This window comes from Simiduia sp., from assembly GCF_058345725.1.
Genome location: NZ_JBTUOC010000004.1, coordinates 130,316 through 150,501 on the forward strand (window position 1 = coordinate 130,316; position 20,186 = coordinate 150,501).

The 20,186-nt window shown below is 50.9% G+C and carries 9 protein-coding genes; 3 read left to right on the forward strand and 6 right to left on the reverse strand.

Annotated features, from left to right (window positions below):
• Positions 1-97: 97 nt before the first annotated feature.
• The 5 genes from ACW8F6_RS01170 to ACW8F6_RS01190 form a co-directional block, all read right to left on the reverse strand.
• Positions 98-2,677: a DUF4132 domain-containing protein gene (locus tag ACW8F6_RS01170; protein WP_491573998.1), complete on the reverse strand. Its 2,580-nt coding sequence runs from the start codon at positions 2,675-2,677 to the stop codon at positions 98-100.
• Between the two features lie 113 nt (positions 2,678-2,790).
• Positions 2,791-4,245: an ankyrin repeat domain-containing protein gene (locus ACW8F6_RS01175; protein ID WP_491573999.1), complete on the reverse strand. Its 1,455-nt coding sequence runs from the start codon at positions 4,243-4,245 to the stop codon at positions 2,791-2,793.
• Between the two features lie 836 nt (positions 4,246-5,081).
• The gene (locus ACW8F6_RS01180) at positions 5,082-8,108 is read right to left on the reverse strand and encodes a chondroitinase-B domain-containing protein (RefSeq protein ID WP_491574000.1); all 3,027 of its coding nucleotides are present in this window, start codon (positions 8,106-8,108) and stop codon (positions 5,082-5,084) included.
• A gap of 124 nt (positions 8,109-8,232) precedes the next feature.
• Positions 8,233-9,603, reverse strand: coding sequence for a polysaccharide lyase family 7 protein (locus ACW8F6_RS01185; RefSeq protein ID WP_491574001.1), 1,371 nt, complete (start codon positions 9,601-9,603; stop codon positions 8,233-8,235).
• Positions 9,604-10,172: 569 nt separating this feature from the next.
• Positions 10,173-11,903 (reverse strand): autotransporter outer membrane beta-barrel domain-containing protein, encoded by a 1,731-nt coding sequence (locus tag ACW8F6_RS01190; protein ID WP_491574002.1) that lies wholly within the window; start codon positions 11,901-11,903, stop codon positions 10,173-10,175.
• 390 nt (positions 11,904-12,293) lie between these two features.
• On the opposite strand from ACW8F6_RS01190, the gene ACW8F6_RS01195 reads away from it, so the two are divergent.
• The 3 genes from ACW8F6_RS01195 to ACW8F6_RS01205 are packed head-to-tail and all read left to right on the forward strand — an operon-like array spanning position 12,294 to position 18,341.
• A complete protein-coding gene (locus ACW8F6_RS01195) occupies positions 12,294-13,673 on the forward strand; it encodes a hypothetical protein (RefSeq protein WP_491574003.1) in 1,380 nt (459 codons plus the stop codon).
• Entirely contained in the window at positions 13,657-17,694 is a 4,038-nt protein-coding gene (locus ACW8F6_RS01200; RefSeq protein ID WP_491574004.1) for a GMC family oxidoreductase N-terminal domain-containing protein, read from the forward strand. Before ACW8F6_RS01195 ends, ACW8F6_RS01200 begins: the two co-directional genes overlap by 17 nt.
• The gene (locus ACW8F6_RS01205) at positions 17,691-18,341 is read left to right on the forward strand and encodes a LuxR C-terminal-related transcriptional regulator (protein WP_491574005.1); all 651 of its coding nucleotides are present in this window, start codon (positions 17,691-17,693) and stop codon (positions 18,339-18,341) included. Before ACW8F6_RS01200 ends, ACW8F6_RS01205 begins: the two co-directional genes overlap by 4 nt.
• On the opposite strand, the gene ACW8F6_RS01210 is transcribed toward ACW8F6_RS01205, so the two are convergent.
• Positions 18,334-20,088: a hybrid sensor histidine kinase/response regulator gene (locus ACW8F6_RS01210; protein ID WP_491574006.1), complete on the reverse strand. Its 1,755-nt coding sequence runs from the start codon at positions 20,086-20,088 to the stop codon at positions 18,334-18,336. The genes ACW8F6_RS01205 and ACW8F6_RS01210 overlap by 8 nt on opposite strands.
• Positions 20,089-20,186 lie beyond the last annotated feature (98 nt).

Here is a 20,186-nt window from a genome sequence, read left to right on the forward strand (position 1 = left end):
ATTGGGGGTCAGATAAGATGTAGTACCCAGACTGAAGCCTTGAACTCAATTCATTAATTCACTCCAACCCCTTGCCCTTATTTTACCCAGAGCCCGGTTACTTCTCGTCCGAACCAGCGCTTACAGCCGCATTCAGATCTCGCATAAATTCCGAGAACGCCAGGCGCGGAACTTTAGAGAGGTCTAATTCCGTTGAATTTTTTTCAAAATTTATGCTGCCCAAGTGGGTGAACTCATCTTCGGTGAGATAGCTCTCAACATCAGGTAACGCTAACGTACCGACTATTTTTGGTGCAACAGGTTTAGTAGCCACACACTCTCCATGACTACCATCAAATCGCCAACCTAGAGACGTTAATATTGCCCCAAATACTCGCGTACGCACACGCCGACCAAGATAACGCTGAGAATGATGCACCTCTGACTGCTCTGCTGGCGTAATCAAATAGTAATCGCGAAACACCTGTTCAAAAGGCTGGCAGATCTTTCGCCGTTCAACTGCATGTTGCCAGTCGACAAGAGTGCCTTCGTCAAGGAGTTGAATAGCATGGGCAATCTGAACGGGCTCCGTAAGTGCAACTAACTGATCGTCCAAGGTCTGCAATGATTTGAAATCTTCGCTAAGTGTGCCAACAAGCCCACTAGCAGTACAAAAAACCAGGGAACCCAATATGCTTTTCGCAACCGGTAATTGAAGCACATCCTGTAATTGCGAAGGACTGAGCTCGCCGCCCTGCACCATCAGACGCTCCATCGACTCACGATAACGTATAGACTGCTCCTTTAATTGGTCAAACGTTGTAAGTAAGGCGCCAAGCGCTTCATTTTTCTTTAGAGGCCGAGGAATAGACTTTAACGATCTGCCGGATTTATGAATGTTCATTACGGGCATATGCTGTTCGATAGCTATTGAAAACTCATATTCATCGATAGCAAGCGCCATTTGAAGCTGTTCACCAGTACGCACCTCAACTGCGAGCTCCATCTCCGCCAGATCACGAAAACCGGCATTGACCACAAGATTCTGCAATGCCGCCTTGGCAGCATCGCGGACGTTCGCAGATCGCTCTCTACCGAATTTTTTAGATGCTTCCTTTCCGGCCATCTTGAAATAACGATAGCGTGCAGCGAGGTCTTCAGCGTCATCAATTGGAAGCAGGCTGTAAAGTCGAATATGCTCCTGTGAATATCGCTGCAACAATGCTGGTAAATTTTTATCTACTATGCCTTGCACAGCCTCCAAGCGCCTCAATGACCGTTCGTAACTTCCACTTGCCGCAAGCACCTTGAGCAAATCCTGACCGGAGTCGCCAACCTGAGCCATGACTTGTCTTGCCTCATGAACATCGAACAGGGCGTTAACTTGGTCACGCTCACATTTTTTTATCCACTTAAACAGCGGTGTAGCATCGTCCAGACCGAGAGAAGTTAACACTATGTCACTATATCTTCGTGTGTAAGCTAACAGCTTGCCGAGAACCGTTGGGCAGATAGTCTGCAAAGTCGCGATGACGTCAGCCCGTGTTTCGTTTGGGTCCAGCTCTGAAATACGGCACAAAAGCCGGTAGATTCTACTTAAGTCCTCTTCGCTGATGGTATCAGACCCTTTATGGGCCTCCATTAATCGTCCAGCAGCAACCAAAAATCGACCACCACTCAGATGGGCTTCTTGTTGCACTTGCTCCGCAACAACTGCAAGAGAAGGTAGTGCCTCCTCCGCAGGCAGTAATGTTTTCGCATACAGCCAATCCAAGGCTAAGTGCCTAAATTTTTTGTATTCGAAATTTTCATCGGTAATGAGGCTATGACATAAGTTAGCCTTACCAAAAGATCCCAGATCCAATAGCCGAATTACATTCTCCTCGGAATCTAACGAATGCGCTTTCAGGCCATCAAACAAACCATATACAGCCGCGTCAACCCCCAAATACTGCGCCGGCGACAACATCACTGGATAGTGAGATAGGTCTCCATTACTGTTCCGAAGCGCAAAACTTGAGTCAAGCATTTTTTCTGGATTGAAAAGTAGCGCTAACACCTTTTCCGCTTGTTCTGCATTTTGTGCAAGTGAAATAGCTAATCTCGTGGTATCGATAGGATCTGGGTATAAAAAAGTCTGACCACAGTCGTCGCAATCGTCACCAAGATATTCCCTTCGACTTACCTTTTGTTGTATTTGCTCCGACGACAACCCTACCAATTCTTGTTCTAACTCCGCCTGTTTCCACTTAGGAACAGACAACTCCACCTCACTATCAGGATTGCTCAACTGGAATTCCAATCTAGCCAAGGCTTGCTCAAATGCGTAGTCCTTGCCTATATTCGCCAATGCAATATTGCACAATCTACTTATTGCGCTTGATTTGTGATTCCAATCAACGCTACGTTTATGCCGCACATTGGGGATACTCTGCACCGCCGTGGGGTTAAAATGGAAGTCGGCGACATATTTTTCAAACTCGCCGCCAAATGGGTTATTAAAGAAGCCTTCCAACTCAGCAGCCAGAGGGCCTTCCGGCTTCTGCTTACGAACAATTTCTGAGAACTTTCTCAGGCATCCAGGTGAGTTATTCTGTGCTTCTTCGTAAGCATCAAAATATTTATGCATCCACCTTTCAAATGCAGAAATTCTTTCTTGCTGCTCAGGGGTCACCTCAACAATGCTGGAACTTGGCATAACCATCTCTTTAAATTTGGTGTAATTTAGACAGAACAATGAACTAGGCTCCAATAGCTAACAACCCCATGAGCCCAATCCATTAAATGTTAACCTGGAAACTCAATCTTGCGCTAAGCTACGATTTTATAGTCGTACTCTGCCATGCCAATGCGCTCTTCAGCCACCGCCACCTTGGCATACTTTTCCCCTTTAATCGATTCGTAAAATTCGATGATGTCGTCGCGCCCGTGGAGCTTTGCTACATCAATTGAAGTGCAATTCTCCAAAGATTTATATTCACCGTCAAAATCATGAGAATACAAATCATAGTCAATATAAACTGGCAGATTATTTTTATGCATCAAGTTCAAAACCTTAACGGCATCCGGCGAAGTCATCACTGCATCAATCAAGTAGAAGTACTGGTAGGCATTTAAATTAGTTAGAATTTTTAGCTGTTTTTCTTCAAATGCAAAGCCTACAAAACCAAGCATAAAGCAAGCATAGAAATATTCTTCATAGTCCTCTGGCGGGGTTGCACCTCGAAGATTACGGTAGAGCGAGAGTATATACTGGTGTACATCAAACTCATCGACATAAGGCTTAAGTTTCGGATGCATAGTTTTTAGCAGGGACTGCACATCATCAACATGGCGAATTTTGCCAAGCAATCCAACACCATCCTCGTTAAAAACATCTACTTTGGCTCCGCAGTCAATCAAAGTTGTTACTACATCCAGAATGTACTTCTTTTCTTTTTCTGTTGTTTGTTTCAGCTCTACCCATTGCGCGAAAGCCTGCAATGGCGTTTCACTATCACCGTTAAGCTTGTTTACGTCAGCGCCTGCAGCGCACAAAACTCTTAACAACTCGAGTGAATCTATCGAAAAATCATTGCAGTATTCAATCCATCCAATTTTATGAAGCAGAGAATCTTCATTCGATTCACACAAACCATCAGGGTCTCCTCCTAACGTTAGTATTTTATTTACCAAGCCCATATCCGAAGTTTTGATAGCGCGATGCAATACATGCGTTCCATGATCACTGTATTTATCACAAGGCCAGTATTGTCTATGGATGCAGTAGTGATCGTGGTAACCGTTATCAACGGCATACTCCATCAATGGCGCATAGTCGCCGTAAAAGCAATACTCATGAATAGGAATACCGGCGACCTGGTCATTCAAGCTAACTTTTTCAGCCAATAACATAGCTAGTGCTTTTTTATAGTTTTCTTTCTCCATATGGAGGTAAAATTCTATTTTTGGCGACAACTTAGCAACAGCTTTGAACGCTTTCTCTCGATTGACGCGCTTAATGCCTATATATGCGTCATCACTAAACGAAGAAATAAAAATATCAGGAGCATACTTTTCACGAATATATGCCCCAATCACTTCCTCATCATTGTATTCACTGGTAGTTACGTCGAAATCAACCACACCCTGATTTTTAACATTTGATATATAGTAACTATTACCCTGAATAATAATGCTCTTTGCTTCCACAAATACTTTACTGTATTCAGATCTTAATTTTTCATCCTGAATATGAACGAGAACAAACCCCATTACCTCTGACATTGACATCCCTTAGCTTTAGTATTTTTTTAAACCAGAATAAAATTGAATAAAGTTGTCGACACCTAAACTCCATCACTATTATTGAGTGATGCTCACTCAGACACATATCCCCAATTAGGGGTCGCCGGCAATTTAAGCCCAACCTAACAAACGCAAGGGTAAAAGACCAGCACCTAATAACCATTTACGAGCACTCATCCTACATAAATATTACATGATGATTTAGACGCCAAGCGGTGAATTAGCCCAGTGCTTTCGCCAATTACTCATCCGCATACCAAGCCTGCCATAAACGCTAGTAGCTTGTTACACGCCCACCCTACAAAAATGCAGCCAACGGGAGGCAGAGCAAGCGTCCTATACATGAGCCAAAAATCGCAATCTACGGCTTTGCCTATTGAGAGACTTGTTTGAATTGATGTTACGGCACATGCCGAGTGGATGCGCTTGAGAATTGAATATCAATGCAGCGCGAAAATCGCTGCTCTTGGTGATTATCGGCCTGAAAAACATCGCCGATCATTACTCAAGTACAGCCGCCATTAATCTGGGCTTTAGGGCCCCTGCCATTGATAGGACCAGCGCAAAAGGATTGCGGGTAAAAGAAGAACTAACGTGCGTTACCGAGAATCATTGGCGGTTGTGCGGGTATCGCGCACCTAGCGCTACGCTCCCCACTGGACACTGCTGTTTGAAACGCTCTTGAAATACTATTGCCCAAAACGATAAAAAAAGGGCCGGCGCGCGGCCGACCCTTTCAGGCTTTCTAACTGTCATAGGTGGTGAGCGGAAGGCTGGCACCAGATCAACCACCCATCTTAGCCACCTTCGCCCTCTTAGTTGCCCGACACACTCCAAGTGGAGCCTGGGCCAACCATGTCAGTGCTGATGTATATCAGTGCGTCAATGTCGGCACCGATATTTGCATCGCTACCCGTACCCTCGACCAAACCGTTAGCATTTGGAGCGGTCAAGGTCGCGCCATCTTCTGCACCGGCCAGGTTCCCATCCAGATTCAACTTCCCGTTGAAGTCAAAGCCGCCTGACTCGGACAACGCACTTGAGTAGAAGTGGTTGTTATCGAAGTCTGAACTGGCATCCAATGAACAACCCGCACCGACAAACGCGCTGTCGGTGACAGCCACACGGCCCTCGCCATTATCGTTACCATATATGGAGTTGGCTGCAGACTGGTTGGCAATTAGGTTGCTGTCAAAATCCACAATGGGGTCTAGCATTGTGCAGTCCCTGTAATCGTAGATAAAAGCTTCTTTCGCATTGACAACAGTGTTACGTGCCACTGTTACGGTTAGATCTAGGCTGCCGTTGCTTAGAATTGCACCATTGCCGCTGCCACTCAATGGATCGGGCGTTAACAACAGGCCGCCGCGCTGGCTAGAGGTCGTGCGGATATTGCCAATAAAGTTATCAATGATGGTGTGGCCCAAGGGCGCGAAGCTGATACCGCCGTCGTCGCTATCGTCACCGGCCGAAACAATGATATTGCTAGACACAGTGCTACCGTAGCCGTCTTCAAGCGCAATTAAGCCCAGAGAATTAATCACGGTGTTGCCGTGAATAGTATTGCCACTGGACTGCACTTTGATTAAACGGCGCTCAGTCTGCACATTTTCGAACAAGTTGTATTGAATGGTATTCAATCCATCTTCTTTACCATCACTACCGGTGGAGCGACCCACTTGAATGGCATAGGCAGACGAGCTACGGCTATCGGTAACTCCCGAAGCACCCACTGCGTCCTTGAAGTAGTTGTATTGCAGGGTATGAGCTTCATTGCTGTCGGGGCTGCTATTGGCGTAGATACTGATATAGGCACCAGCCTTATCGATATCTTTGCCTTGGAACAGATTGCGTTCAATCAATGACTGAAAACCTTTTACAGACACATAGTGCTGCTCGCTAAAGGCGGGCACTCTCTGCTCGCCCAGGAACTGGTTATTGCGCAGTACGGTATTGTTGCCCGTCAGGTAGATGGACGATGGACCGTTGCTGGCGCAGCTGCTGCCCGACAGAACGGCGAGGTCGTCAAAGATCAATCCGTCCAGTGTGACGTTGCTGCCTACCTGAATACAGGTGTCACCGGAAATAGTGGCCGTGCTACCGTTAATATTTTTCAGGGTGAGACCAGAAACCGAAAGATCCAGTTCGGGCATATCGGTGTAATCACCGGCATCCAGCCCGATTAAGGCTCCGTCCGCCGCGCCAGCCACCGCCGTCGCCAGGGCATCTTTACCCGCAACAATTGCGGTATACACCACATCGGTAGCACTGGCGGATAAGCTTTCGTCAAAGCCGTCATCATCGGTATAGCTCACCAGCACGGAAATTTGTGCACCCACTTCGCTGTCGGTCAATGTGTAGCCGCTGGCGTTGGCATTAGCTATGTCTACGCCATCCGCCTGCCACTGGTAGCTAACGCTGCCACTCACACCATTGGCATCGGTGGGCGCAGCGATAGACAGCTCAGAGCCAACGGTCAAGGTACCGCTGATGGGCGCCAGTGAGCCGGCAATGTTCACGGCATCTATGGTAACGGCGGCAGTTTCAGCAGAGGTGAGCATTTCACTGAAGCCGGCATTATCGGTATAGCTTGCCGTCACTGTAACGCGTGCACCCAAGGCATTGCCCTCAAGCGTATAGGTAGCTGCCGTGGCGCCGTCGACAGGCACGCCGTCCAAGTGCCACTGATAGCTGACCGTACCCACACCATTGGCGTCGGTTACTTGCGCAGTGATGGTGGAGCCCACGCTGGGTGAACCGGCAATTTCAACGCTGCCCGGCGTGTTGGTCAGGCCAACAATGGCAGAGATGGCATCCAGTGCCGCCTGATTTAAATTCGCGGCTACAGCTGATGTAGCCAGGTCGCTTTTGGCCGCTGCCAAGCGCTGAATGGACGCCACAGACAAGGCGCCATCGGCGAGATCTGCGCCCAGTTCCGCCACCACCGCTGCAGCGTCTCCGCTTGTGTTTTCATCCAGCTGCGACATTAATGCAATGGCGGTAGCGTAAACACCCGCGGCGTCATGCATGGCCGCCGTGGCTTGTAAATTGGTCGGCACTTGAGTGGTAATGTCGATTTGTTGCGTGCCACCGGCGCCGTCTGACACTTCAAGACCAAAGGTTGCCGCCACCAGCGCATTGTAGGTAGAGAGCGCCGCGTTCAGGCCGGCGTCATCCACCTCTGCCAGTTGCACGGCCAATTCTGTAAGCGGCGACACAACAAACTGCGCCACATCTGTCACGTTGATAACGGCGCGCGTCAGCGGCGCCGTAAGGGTATCGCCCGAGGCTTCATCCACATAGGTACCGCCGTCGCATTCGATCAGCGCAGCACCTTGGTATTCCAACTGTCCAAAATCTACGTTACCTGCCATGGTGCTGGCCGTGGCAATAGCGGCGCCCTTGGCGCCCGCCTCGGTGATGGCGTAGACGCTACAGCTAGCGCCATCGACCAAACCATGCATAAAGGTGGCAGCCACGTTGACCGATACGGGTACCGCGTCGGTAGCAGCCGATGTTTGCGATTCGCGCACACTGTTGCCGCCTAAATAGTTCACAACAACATGCAGCTGCTGACCTACCTGTGCGTCGGTCACTCTAAATGAGCTGCTGGTCGCGCCCTCAATGACACCGCCGTCGGCATACCAGGCGTACAACACCGAGCTATCGATAACGCCATCGGGATCTGTTACTACCGCTGTCAATGTTTCACCCACACTGGGCGCTCCGTCTGCACCGGTGATCGATACAGATCCCCGCTGATTGTCGGGTACATCGTTGTCATTACCACATGCCACTAACACCGTACTGATGGCCAGTGATAAAAGGGCTTTTTTATACATGTTATAGTCCTCGAGTTTCATTGTTGCGTATAAAATCGCTTACTGCGGCACTATCGGCGTGATGCATGCCTACCGCGACTACAAACGACTGCTTGGGTTTAACTTTTCAATCTGCTTCCGGCCCCTAAGGCTGATAACCCTTATGGGTATTCACCAATCGATAAAAAGTGGCCTGGGCATAGTCGTCGGGCTTGCCTGTACTGTTCTGGTTGTATACGCCAGCTTTGAAATACATATAGTCATCAGACACGTCGTAACCGCTGTTAGTCATGTCGACCTGCGTGCTCGCGCGCAATGTGTCCGCCTGCCAAATTTCAACCGTTAGCAGGTTGCCTTTCACATCGATGACGTAGGAAAACTTTTCGTCCAGTGCGATGCCATCGACCGGGTCCGGTGCGGAATCAGACCGGCTGCCAATAAGTTCAATAAATTGCTCAGCGCCGTGCCCCCTGGAGGGTTCGTGAGCCAAATAAATTGCCCCGCGCGTGTTGCCGGGCAATTTGCGATAGTACAAACGCGCAGGCTCATCTTTGGCAGCGTGAATTTGGCCAACAATCACCCGGCCCACCTGCCCTTTGTGGCCAGTGGTAGTCACATGATTCACCGCCAGGGTCGCCTCTAGGCGGCCATCAACGCCGCCCGATTTTTTCTGCGCACGCACCGGGGCACTGGAAAACACCCAGTTATTTTTATTGGGAAGATCGTTTTCGCCTTTGGTTTTGATCGCGCGATTACCACGGCGCAACATTTCGCGCAGTTCGGTGCGAGTAAATTTCGTGTTTTGCGATGTTTTGCCGCCCGCAACGGTGGCCTTGAATACCATGCCGCCATCGTCTGCGGTATAAAAGTAGCGCGGATCTGTGGCACCTTTGGCCAAATCCACTTCGTCTATGCGATCGCTGATACCGTCGCCATCTGCGTCGCCTGGCGTATTCAAGTACCAACCCAGCAAGTCAAAGTTGCGACCGGGCGGCAGGTCTGGCGACAGGCCGGTGCCGCCTGCGCTGCTGGCCAGCAGGCGATTGCTCACTTCGGCCGACTGCCCGTCAAAGCGCGTTAATAGAAAGTCGTCAAAGCGGCCCTCGGCACCCGCGTAACTGCCAAACACGGTGGCTTTGCCACTGCTGTCGGTGACAAAGATCACTTCGAGCGGCACCCAGTCTTTACTAATCCGCTTGGGTTGATCGAAAAACATATCGGGCCCGGCTTTAACACCCAGGGTACCGGCGCCTCGCAATTGCGCGGTCAGACGGTATTTTGTGCTGGGTTCCAACGCCACGGGCTGCGCGATAAAGGCGGCCTTTTCTGAGAGCTTTATGGCCTGCTTGCCGGTGTGCGCCACGTCAGACAGGGCGACCCCTGCCCCCCCTTTTTGCCAACCTTCCAAGCCCGCTTCGAAGCCTGTATTGATTAGCGCCTGCGCCTGCGCAACAGAAAAAGCGGTCACTAAGCTTAATAAACAACCCGCTACCAGAAGGGACCTGCAAAACGTCATACACCACCTCTACCGGTGCCTGTAACGACACCTCTACTTATTGTTGACCCGTAGCTGGCGATAGCGCGTGACAAGCCACCAAAAAAACCAATTACGAGATATCGGTAAGATAACACACAACCAGTAGGTCTGATCAATAGATCAGATAAAGAAAACTCAACAATACCGTAAAATCGAATAAAAACGACCGATCGCTTTATTTTTCGGAATATTGGCGTGGGTGTTCTCCCCAGAAAGTCGGAGGAAGTACCGAGGCCCGTGCGAACATAGGCGCCAGGTTCCGCCTCATACTTAAATCAGCAGCTCAATTGGTCAGACCAATTTTAAAGCGGTGAGGATTACTATTGGAGGTAGCTAGCGACAAAGTAAGCCGCTGTGCCGAAGGCATCGAAGGTCGCCAGCGGCCGGTGGGAATACCACCAGGCGGCTAACAGGGCAATCCTGGCCAGGACGAAAAAAAGGGGACTCCTTGCCCCCATCAATAGACTATTTAGAGTTGATTGAGCGCAAACTAACCGGCGAGCGCCAGCCACCTGGCTCGCCAGGCCACCGCGCTGTTGGTATCGCAATCAATCCAGCACTCCATCGCCGTTGGCATCGCGATACACCTGCCCACCAATGAGCAATCCCGGCAGGTCGGTGTCGCTACCAAAGTCCCACACAGCTTCGCCATCGCTGTTATTGGGGAGATGCCAGTTGGTATACAGCGTTTTCACCGTACAAGTTGAATTGTTGGCCGCAGTAGGACACTGCAAGGTTGCTAGATCAAAGCCCATGACCTCGCCCTCGGTCACTGTGTCGTTGCCCACCGCAGCATTACCCGAGCCATCAATCACGTAGAAATTGTGGCTGAGTTCATCGCCATCCCTCCAACCAACCAGCGCGCCCACACTTGAAGTGCCGGTGGCCATACCGCTGGCGTAGGAGTAGCGTGTATCTGAACCGGTATTCGCATCACCGATCAAGCCGCCCACAAATCGCGCTCCAGACACATCGCCAATGGCCATGCCTGCGCGCACCACTGTGTCGTACATTAAGCCCACCAGGCCGCCAACATAGTCTCCCGTGCCAGTCACATTGCCCGCGGCCAACACTGCAGTTAAGTCTAAACCGATCGCCGTGCGCAAGGCGCCATCGCCCAGCAGCCCGCCCACTTGAGCCCGACCTGTTACATCGCCGCGCGCCACCAGCCCTATGGCGTTAACCTCCCCTACCGCGCCGGCCACCGAACCCAGCAGCCCGCCGACAGCATTGCCACCGGGCGCACTGACCTCAACATCCGTTTCGAGCGTCCTTAACCTAACAACACTACTGGCATCGTTTACTAAAATGCGGCCAATGGCTCCACCCGCATGGCCCGCTGCGGCGTCTGCAGATTGGAGAGTCAAATTGCCCAGTGACATGCTGTCGGAAATCTCCATTACGCCACCAGTGCTGGCCAAGTAACCTATCAAGCCACCGCCGTAACGTAATTCGACATCGAGTTGCACATCTGCGCTGACATTACTCATGAGCAGATTGCTACCCAAGGGCGCTACCGCTCGACCGGCAATGCCACCCACACTGTTATTGCCGGCCACTGCCGCACCGCCGTCCACCGTGATCGCCGCAACATCGACATCACCCGTGGTGCCGCCAAGTCGCCCCATTAACACGCCGACGTTACTATGTCCCGTAATACTGGTCAGATCGCCACTAAAGCTGAGATTGCGAATTTCAGTTTCCGCACCGCCCTGGCCCACGTAACCAAATAGCCCAATATCACTGCCCATCGTTTCGAAGTCTGACCCATCGCGGACGATATACAGGTTTGAAATTGTGTGGCCATTGCCCTCAAAAATTGTGGCGAAGGGAGCAGACGAGGTGCCAATGGGCAACCACCCATTGGCGCTACCATCGTCGTCGTAATCGGTGAAGGCATCATCGCCATCAATCCGGCCATTGCCGTTGGTATCAAAATTCAAATCAGCCATTAATTCGTAGCCAACACAGCCGGCGCCCGAAGGGCACCCTTGATCATCTCCATCCAAACTCGTGCCCGACAAATCGGCACGCATGGCATTTAACGCGGCCAGCGTGTAAATCTCGATGAGACCATCGCCGTCGTCGTCTACATCCACACTATCGGCGACGCCGTCGTTATCGCTATCTGGTGTGGGGGTGGGTGTTGGTGTCGGTGTTGGTGTCGGCGTGGGCGACGAGCCGCCACCGCCACCGCCGCAGGCCGTCAACTGACACATCAAGAGGGTCGCAATCGCGAACACCAGTGGCTTTAGTTTACGTTCAGTTATCTTATTCATTGCCCTATCCCTTTGAGAATTTGATGAGTCGAAAACCATCGGATAAGCGCATGCTGGCGCCAGTTTCCGAATGGGTTCACGTTAGGGCAAACGGCGATGTTCGCCTATTGCACAGGGGCAATAGATCGAGCAGCCTAGGGAAAAAGTACTAGATACGACCAATGGTATATTGCATAACCAAGAGGTCTTAGTTTTAATGATGAACCTGCCACTCGCAGCAGCGAGCCCACGCCATCAGCTCCATCACGATTCACACTTTAACGATCATAGGAATCGCTTGTGGATGACAATACGCGCAATTACGTTTGCCTTTCCGATTTACACTTAGGCGCCGCTTACAGTTTAGCGAGCTGTCCGAAATTGGATTTTCCTGAAACGCCGCCGGATTGTATGAGTCCCCTCATAGCCGCACTGCGCAACACCCTACCCCAGGCGTTTAATACCAACAAGCCGCCGACGCTAGTATTACTGGGCGATTGCCTAGACTTTGACTTCGCCACGCTTCAGGAAAACGTAGCAGCCTTTTGCGGCTTTATTGACCAACTATTTCCGTCGGAGGAGTCGGCACTGTTTGACGACGAGATCATCTACATCCCCGGCAACCACGACCATCGGCTTTGGTCGCAAATGGAAGATTTCCTGTTTTCACAGGCTACGCAGACGGCACAGGCCTACACCGCAACTACGCCGCTGTACGATACCCTCGGAATACCTTCGCGGCTACTCAACCAAGCACTCGAAAGTAGACGGCAAGGTAACAATACATCAGCTGTAAAAGTAACCGTCAGCTTACGCTATCCAAACTGGGCGATTCGCCAACAGCACACCGGTCGACAAGTCATCCTCCATCACGGCCACTACCTGGAGGCGATTTATCGAGGCATGAGCGAATTCTACCGGCTTTTTTCCGGCTCAATGCCAGAAACAGCCGCTAAATTAGAGTTGGAAAACGGGCCTTGGGTCAATTTTTTATGGTCTAGCTTAGGCCTTAGTCAACGCAGTGTCAGAGTCGTGGAATCACTGTATAACACCATGATAAACCCCGGTGCGATACGCGATGTTTCCAAAAAAATGGCTGCTCACCTGTGCGATTGGCTAGACAGCCGATACGGCATTAGCCGCGCCACCCGTATCCAAGAGTACACTACGCTAGAGGGCCTAATCGTGAGCTTGTTGGATGCCACACTCGGCCGCTGTTTTCAGCCAGAGCGCTCAGAGTTAACCCAGGTCTTAAGCCCAGAGTTTCACCAGAGCTTAGAGTGGTATCTCTCGGTAATTGTGCGTGCGCAGCTAAACGAAGCAAGCTCACAAGCTTGCCCGGCACAGTTAGACACCGCATTTATTTTCGGCCATTCTCACAAACCATTCAGCCGCTATCAATTCATAGCTGAGTTCGATAATCCTGTAGCGATCATGAATTGTGGCGGCTGGGTGATGGATAGCTATGACATTGCCGACATCCAGGGCGGCGCCGCTGTGTTAATCGACAGCGAATTGAACATGGCCAATCTTCGCTTATTTCAATCGCCGCTGAATAATTCGATGCCGCCCGTATGTGTTGAGTCGCTGGATCGAGGTCAAGGTAATCCGCTAGCGGAAAGGCTGCACCGCAGTGTTCAAGCAGATTTACAGTCAGGTGACTCAAAGTGGGGTAGGTTTCAAGTCGCTGTTCTGAAGCGCTGTCAGTTCTTGGATCAATATGCGCGCGCCGACATTGTCGATTTTGACACCGCCAAGCACCTGGAGGGCAAACATGACGGACCACAATAGCGACAGCCAAGACACCTTGCACAGCTATAGGCGCATTGCCGAAGATTTTAAATCTACGCACACGGACTGCACTTACAATGTTGTAGTTATAGGCTCAGGTTACGGTGGCGCCATTGCCGCAGCTCGTATGGCGCACGCCGGTTACAGTGTCTGTGTGCTGGAGCGCGGTGCAGAATGGTTGCCAGGTGAATTTCCCGCGGCCATGGATCAAATGACACCCCAATTGCAGATCCACACCGATGGCCATCAACAAACGCCCATCGGTAAAGCCTCGGCGCTCTATGACCTGCGCATCAATGAGACTATGTGCGCACTGGTTGGCTGCGGATTGGGCGGCACATCGTTAATCAATGCCAATGTTTCGCTGGAGGCTAAGCCGACGATATTTGACACGTCATGGCCCGAAGCCCTGCGAACGCCCAATGTACTAGCTCCTTACTACCAGCGATCGCTAAAGGCCTTAGGCGCAAGTGCCTACCCTGACGCCGGCGATCAACACAAGCCGTCCGTTAACCCCACCTTCCCACCGCTCAATAAATATGAAGCCCTTAAAAAAGCAGCGGCTACTATTGGTGCCCATGCGGAACAAGTACCCATCAATGTGAATTTTGCAGAGGGCTATTGCAATTGGGCAGGTGTCCATCAACCAGCGTGTAATCTCTGTGGCGACTGCTGCTCCGGCTGCAACACCGGCGCAAAAACCACCACCGCCATGAATTTTTTGCCGTTCGCAAGGGCAAAGCAAGCAAAGATTTTTACGCTAGCCACTGTCGATTACATTACCCGCGACGGCGCTCGCGAAAATCACTGGGCAATTCATGTGCGCGAGACCGACAGTAATAGCACTTCCAAATCTACTGTTATTTTTGCCCACAGCGTTATCCTCGCAGCCGGGGCCCTGGGCAGCCCGGCCATACTTCTACGCTCTCGACAAAAAGGGCGCCTGTCGCTGTCAAAACGATTGGGGAAAAACTTTTCAGGTAATGGCGACATGATCGCCCTCGGCTACAACAGCTACTGGCAAAAGAACAATGGCGACAGGCATAGCAATCGCGATAAAACCGACCAGGATTATCTCAATATCAATGCCATAGGCATGGGAGAGATACCTATTGCCAAGGCCCACCGACCTGGTCCCTGCATTACTGGCGTTATAGACCTCCGCATAGCTGCTAAAGAAGAGCAGGCAATGATCATTGAGGAGGGTGTGATTCCCGGCATGCTGGCATCTGTATTGCCGATGGGCATCTTCATGGCCGCCTCGCAGTCTTCAGAATTTATTCGCTACGGCCAGCAGCAAGCTGCCATGCGACTCAATGATATTAGTTACCTTGGCAACGGTTTAAACGATCCCAGTATCACAAATCGCAGTCTTTGCTACCAGGGGCCCATCGCCCGCACCCAATGCTTTCTTGTTATGGGCCACGACAGCGCGCAGGGCGAGCTATCGCTGTCGCGCACGGGTACGCATGTAGTTATCCAATGGGATGGCGTAGGAAGCTCCCGCGCGGTCAGCCACCAGCGCCATATACTGGCGCGGCTAAACGATGCCAGCCAAGGTCAGCTACTGGAAAATCCGCTCATCGACGACGCCTTTGGCAACAAGCTGATGACCGTACACCCGCTGGGCGGCTGCCCCATGGGCGATACTGCTGAACAGGGCGTGGTCAATGACAAGTGCCAGGTATTCAATGAACAGGGCGACATCCATCAAGGTTTGTTGGTCTGCGATGGGTCTGTCATCCCCAGATCTCTGGGCGCCAATCCGCTGCTTACCATTTGTGCGATCGCAGAGCGGGCAATGGATTTTGCGCTTGAGGTAGACGTTCCGCCAGAACACTACTACCCCTATCCAGACAAAAACGACCCCATTAGCCGCGCGCCTGGCGAGCCACGGAGCGCAAAACAAGACGCCGACAACTCAACCCCAACGGCGGCGCACCCTCCATCTACCAACGGATGGGAAGACTTGAGCGAAGCAGGTAGCTTGCTACAGATCCACGCATTGGCCAAAAGCGCCACTGCAGCGCGGCGAAAGTCAGGTGCGCTGATTGAAAATGATCGCGAAAGAGATCTCTGGTTGGCGCTGCAATTTGCAGAGGACAAATTTTTTACGCATTTGGGCAAAAAGTTTAGTCCTTCCTTTCAGTTCACCGAAACCATGTACGGCAAGTTCGCACTCCACACGCGCACTAAACGCTGGGCAAACGAACAACACCTTCAAGTTGGCGAATACATCGATGATGGCGCGAATGATGCGAAGCTAGAGTTATCGGTAACGGCAGAGTCTCTATTTGACCTGATAAAAAATCGATCACAATCGGCCTTGATAACTGCGGGCCAGATTACGCTCAGCGCCCTAACCAAAACACCTATTGAAATTCGAAAGTCGGACGGCAGCCAAGTATTGCTACTAGAACAGGACGAGAACTCCGTGAATGTGTGGAAAATGATTTACACACTCAATTTTAGTATTAATGATGAGCGATATCGGCTGATTGGCGAGAAGACCTTGCGAAAAACCGAAACTTCGCACTGGTGGAAAGACCTTACGCAACTCGACATAAAACTGTACCACAAAATCGCCTCAGAAGTGGATCAGGAAATACTTGGATCTGGCTACGCCAGCCTTAATCTACAAGATGTTCTGCATAATTTTAGCTCAGTGGAGACACCGCTAAGTTACACGCGACTACTACCCAAAAGCGCCTGGCGCGACAATATAGAAAGATCACTGGGAAAAATATACCTAAACCGCTTGGCAGCCAGCTACTTTTCAACCATTTTTTCGTGCTACGGTGGCCTACCAGGCTACTTAATGAACGCTACCAAAAATCCGAAAGTCACAACCAAAGAAGCACGAGATATACCCCTAACCCCCACCCACTTCAACGGCAAAACTATCCAGGAAAAGCTCAACTTATCCCGCCCCTCAAAAGTTGCACTCACCAGGTACAATGGCGGTGGCGCCCCCGTCATTTTAGCGCCTGGCATGGGCGTTAACGCCAGCTCGTTTGCGACGACCAGCGTCGATACAAATATTGTTGAGTACCTTACCCACATCCAGCAGGGAGAATTATTGACGGGCTACGACGTCTGGCTGCTTGATTACCGCGCAAGCTACGATTCAGGTCATTCGGAATCTGAGTTTTCTATCGATGACATCGCTCGCGAAGATTGGCCAGACGCCATTGCCTTTGTCAAAAAAATCACAACAGAACAAACGCCGTTCACAAAAGAAAAGCCACAGATAATCGCCCACTGCATGGGCTCCTTATCGCTGTTGATGGGACTTCTGATAGGCGAGGTTCACAAGGATGATATTCAGTCTATTATTTGTTCGCAGTTGACACTTCACCCTGTGACCAACTGGCTAAATAATGCCAAATCCGATGCGGGCATTGTCGAGTATTTGGCCGACCTCGATCTAATCAAAGCGCGCAACAACTGTGTGGACATGAACAGTTTCAATACCCAGAATGATAAAGTCATGGATATTGCTGCATACCAATCACCGGTACCCACCGGTGAAAGCTGCCAGAGTCCAACATGCAAGCGGATTTTCGCCATCTACGGCCCCTCCTACCTGCACGAAAACCTCAATAGCGCCACCCACGATCGTTTGGGCGACTGGTTCAAATCCATCCACCTTGCACCCTTCCGCCAGCTTAGCCTAATAATTGCTCGCGGATTGGCCGTCGACAAAGACGGGCGCACCCAATATATCGAGCCAAACAAGGCGCAGACAGACCTAACCTACCCAGAACTGAATCTGCCCATTCATTTTGTTGCCGGCGCACTCAATTTGGAGTTTTTACCGGAAACCTCTAGACGCACATTCGAATGGCTGAAGGCCTATAATAGAAACGCGCAACACTTATACGGTAGAACTGTTTTTAAGAATTATGGCCATATGGATTTTTTTATCGGCAAACGGGCCCACAAAGATATTTTTCCAAGACTTTTGGACATACTTAAAGACCAGGCCCAGCGATCAACAAAGGATGCAACATCATCATGAAGATACTGCTGGTTGACGACCACTCCCTATTCAGAAGCGGCATGCAGTTTATTCTTGAGGAACTGGCCCAAGGCGTTACCTTCATCGAAGCAGAAAGCTGCGAGGAGGCGCTGACCTATCAGCACGAAACGGATATTGACTTGGTGTTGCTGGACTACCACTTAAAGGGTGAAAACTCCGACGAGATGGCGCTGATATGCATCAGAGAAGCCTTTACCGGCGTTAAAATCGTGGTACTGTCTAGCGAAGAAAAACAGTCGATAATTCAGTCTGCCATAGAGGGCGGCGCCAGCGGCTTTATCCCGAAATCTTCCACGCCCGAAGTACTTATTGCCGCCCTGAAGTTGGTGTTTGCCGGCGGCATCTATATTCCCGAACAAATGACTCGCGCAACACAATCCAGCGCCATGGACATCCACTACAACACCAAGAGTGACCCGAGCCACTTAGATTCCCTGTCTAGCCGACAAAAAGAAGTGCTAATGTGCGCCGTTTGGGGCAAACCCAATAAGATTATTGCGCGCGAGCTCGATATTGCTGAAGGTACCGTCAAGGTGCATTTATCTACCGCCTATAAAATACTTGGTGTGAAGAATAGAACAGAAGCCGTGTTTAAAGTAGCTAAACTTGGCGGCAAGTTTAGCTAACCTTCAACAGCACTCGGCGCAAGGCCTCCAAGTCTAAGGGTTTGTGCAGTAATTCGGCATCTGCGGCCGCCGCTTCGCGCAAGCGATCCGGCGCCGTGTCGCCAGTGACCAATATGGCGGGCTTACCCGGATATCGCTCTCGCAGCGTCTGAATCACCTGCAACCCGCTCACATCGTCCTTGAGGCGAAAATCTGAAATTACCAAGTCTGGCTCGGTAATGCTGGCCAGCACCTGCGCCTGCTCTGCACCGTCGGCTACATCCACTCCCCAACCGATACTTTCAAAGTAGTAGCGGGCGGCCTCCAGGTTGCTGACCTCATCGTCTATGATCAGCAATTGCTTACCGGCTGGCAACTTGTGGTTGTTATCCTCGACGACCGCAGGTTGCGCACTGTTTGGCTGCGCCACTGGCAACCGTAGCTGAAACTGCGTACCACAGCCCAACTCGGAGGTCATACACATCGAAATGTTCAATAAGGCCGTTAGGCGCTTCACAATAGAGAGCCCTAAACCGAGCCCTTCATTGGAGGCCCGATGCCGGTTGCCCACTTGATAAAACTCTTCATAGACAAGTTCTGCATTTTCTTCAGATATTCCCGGCCCAGTATCCAGAATCAGCAGCGTCACCATATCTTCCTCTGTGGCCAGTTGAACGCTGACCTGCCCCATCTCAGTGTACTTAACCGCATTGCCCACCAGGTTCATGCAGATGCTTTCGAGCATCGACAGGTCGCTACTCACCATCACATCGGGCTCACTGACGAAGGTAAGTTGCAGGCCCTTAGATTCCGCCATGGCCCGGTGGTGATCGATAATGGCCTGCAGCGATTCAGTGAGATTGACAGTTTGGAGGTTCGGCTGAGTGACCCCGGCGTCAATCTTTGAAATATCCAATAATGCATTCAGCTGTCGCGACAGGGTTGTCAATGCCTCGGCGATCAAGCGGCTAATATCGTTTGCGCGCCCTTCCAGCGCTCGCCCCTGCAGCGCTGCAGACAAAAGTGACAAAGCGTGCACCGGCTGTCTAAGGTCGTGACTTGCCGCCGCTAAAAAGCGCGTTTTAGCCGCACTGGACGATTTAGCTTCTGCCAATGCTTGGGTCAACTGGCGATTGATCTGAGCATAGCGTTGCCGCATGTCCACAGCCGTTTTAAACAGGACATAGGTATCGCGCCCTACATTCATCAATACAAATATCAAAAATGTCATCAAGGCCGCCATGGCGTAAGACTTCCAGAGCGCATCGCCGCCAAAGGGAGATAATATCCACGCCAGCGAAAGCGCCAGATATGTCATTAGCAGGTAAGGCAGATAGGCGTACCTCAGGCCGGCATTGGTCGCCACTACACCCACGCCCCAGCTGAGAATAATGGACGTTTGCAGGATGCGCTCTATGTCAGATAGGTAGGGAAAAAAACACAGTGAAATGGCAGCCAGCAAGCCATTTATTGCGTTTAATAAGTAGATTTTTTTGACCGCTAACTTTTCATTCAGCTGCGGTCGAGACAACAACTGCTTGATGTACTGGGCTCGGCCAAGCAAAGCCGACGTTGCCAAAAATAGCCAACCCAACGCTAGATATGGCGACACATCATCAAAGGCAAAACCGGCTATCAGGCATTGCGATAGCAAAACGCCAACGAGAGTTCTGCTCAGGTGTTTTCGCGTCAGCGCGAGAAACTCCTGCTCCAAGGTAAGCGCTGTTTCCGATTTTGGTGCGGTATCTGCACCCTCAATTCCCTGCATATCATCATCCAAGTTGCGACCATCTAGGCACACTGTACTGATAAATGTTACCGCTCGCACACAGTTTGAGATTAAAGGCTGTTGCCGCGCTTGTTCAC

Excerpts from the sequence above, each read along its gene's own strand:
- ACW8F6_RS01190 (WP_491574002.1), bottom strand. The coding sequence starts at position 11,903 with ATGAATAAGATAACTGAACGTAAACTAAAGCCACTGGTGTTCGCGATT.
- ACW8F6_RS01200 (WP_491574004.1), top strand. The coding sequence starts at position 13,657 with ATGACGGACCACAATAGCGACAGCCAAGACACCTTGCACAGCTATAGG.
- ACW8F6_RS01175 (WP_491573999.1), bottom strand. The coding sequence starts at position 4,245 with ATGTCAGAGGTAATGGGGTTTGTTCTCGTTCATATTCAGGATGAAAAA.
- ACW8F6_RS01195 (WP_491574003.1), top strand. The coding sequence starts at position 12,294 with ATGAGTCCCCTCATAGCCGCACTGCGCAACACCCTACCCCAGGCGTTT.
- ACW8F6_RS01210 (WP_491574006.1), bottom strand. The coding sequence starts at position 20,088 with ATGCAGGGAATTGAGGGTGCAGATACCGCACCAAAATCGGAAACAGCG.
- ACW8F6_RS01205 (WP_491574005.1), top strand. The coding sequence starts at position 17,691 with ATGAAGATACTGCTGGTTGACGACCACTCCCTATTCAGAAGCGGCATG.
- ACW8F6_RS01180 (WP_491574000.1), bottom strand. The coding sequence starts at position 8,108 with ATGTATAAAAAAGCCCTTTTATCACTGGCCATCAGTACGGTGTTAGTG.
- ACW8F6_RS01185 (WP_491574001.1), bottom strand. The coding sequence starts at position 9,603 with ATGACGTTTTGCAGGTCCCTTCTGGTAGCGGGTTGTTTATTAAGCTTA.
- ACW8F6_RS01170 (WP_491573998.1), bottom strand. The coding sequence starts at position 2,677 with ATGCCAAGTTCCAGCATTGTTGAGGTGACCCCTGAGCAGCAAGAAAGA.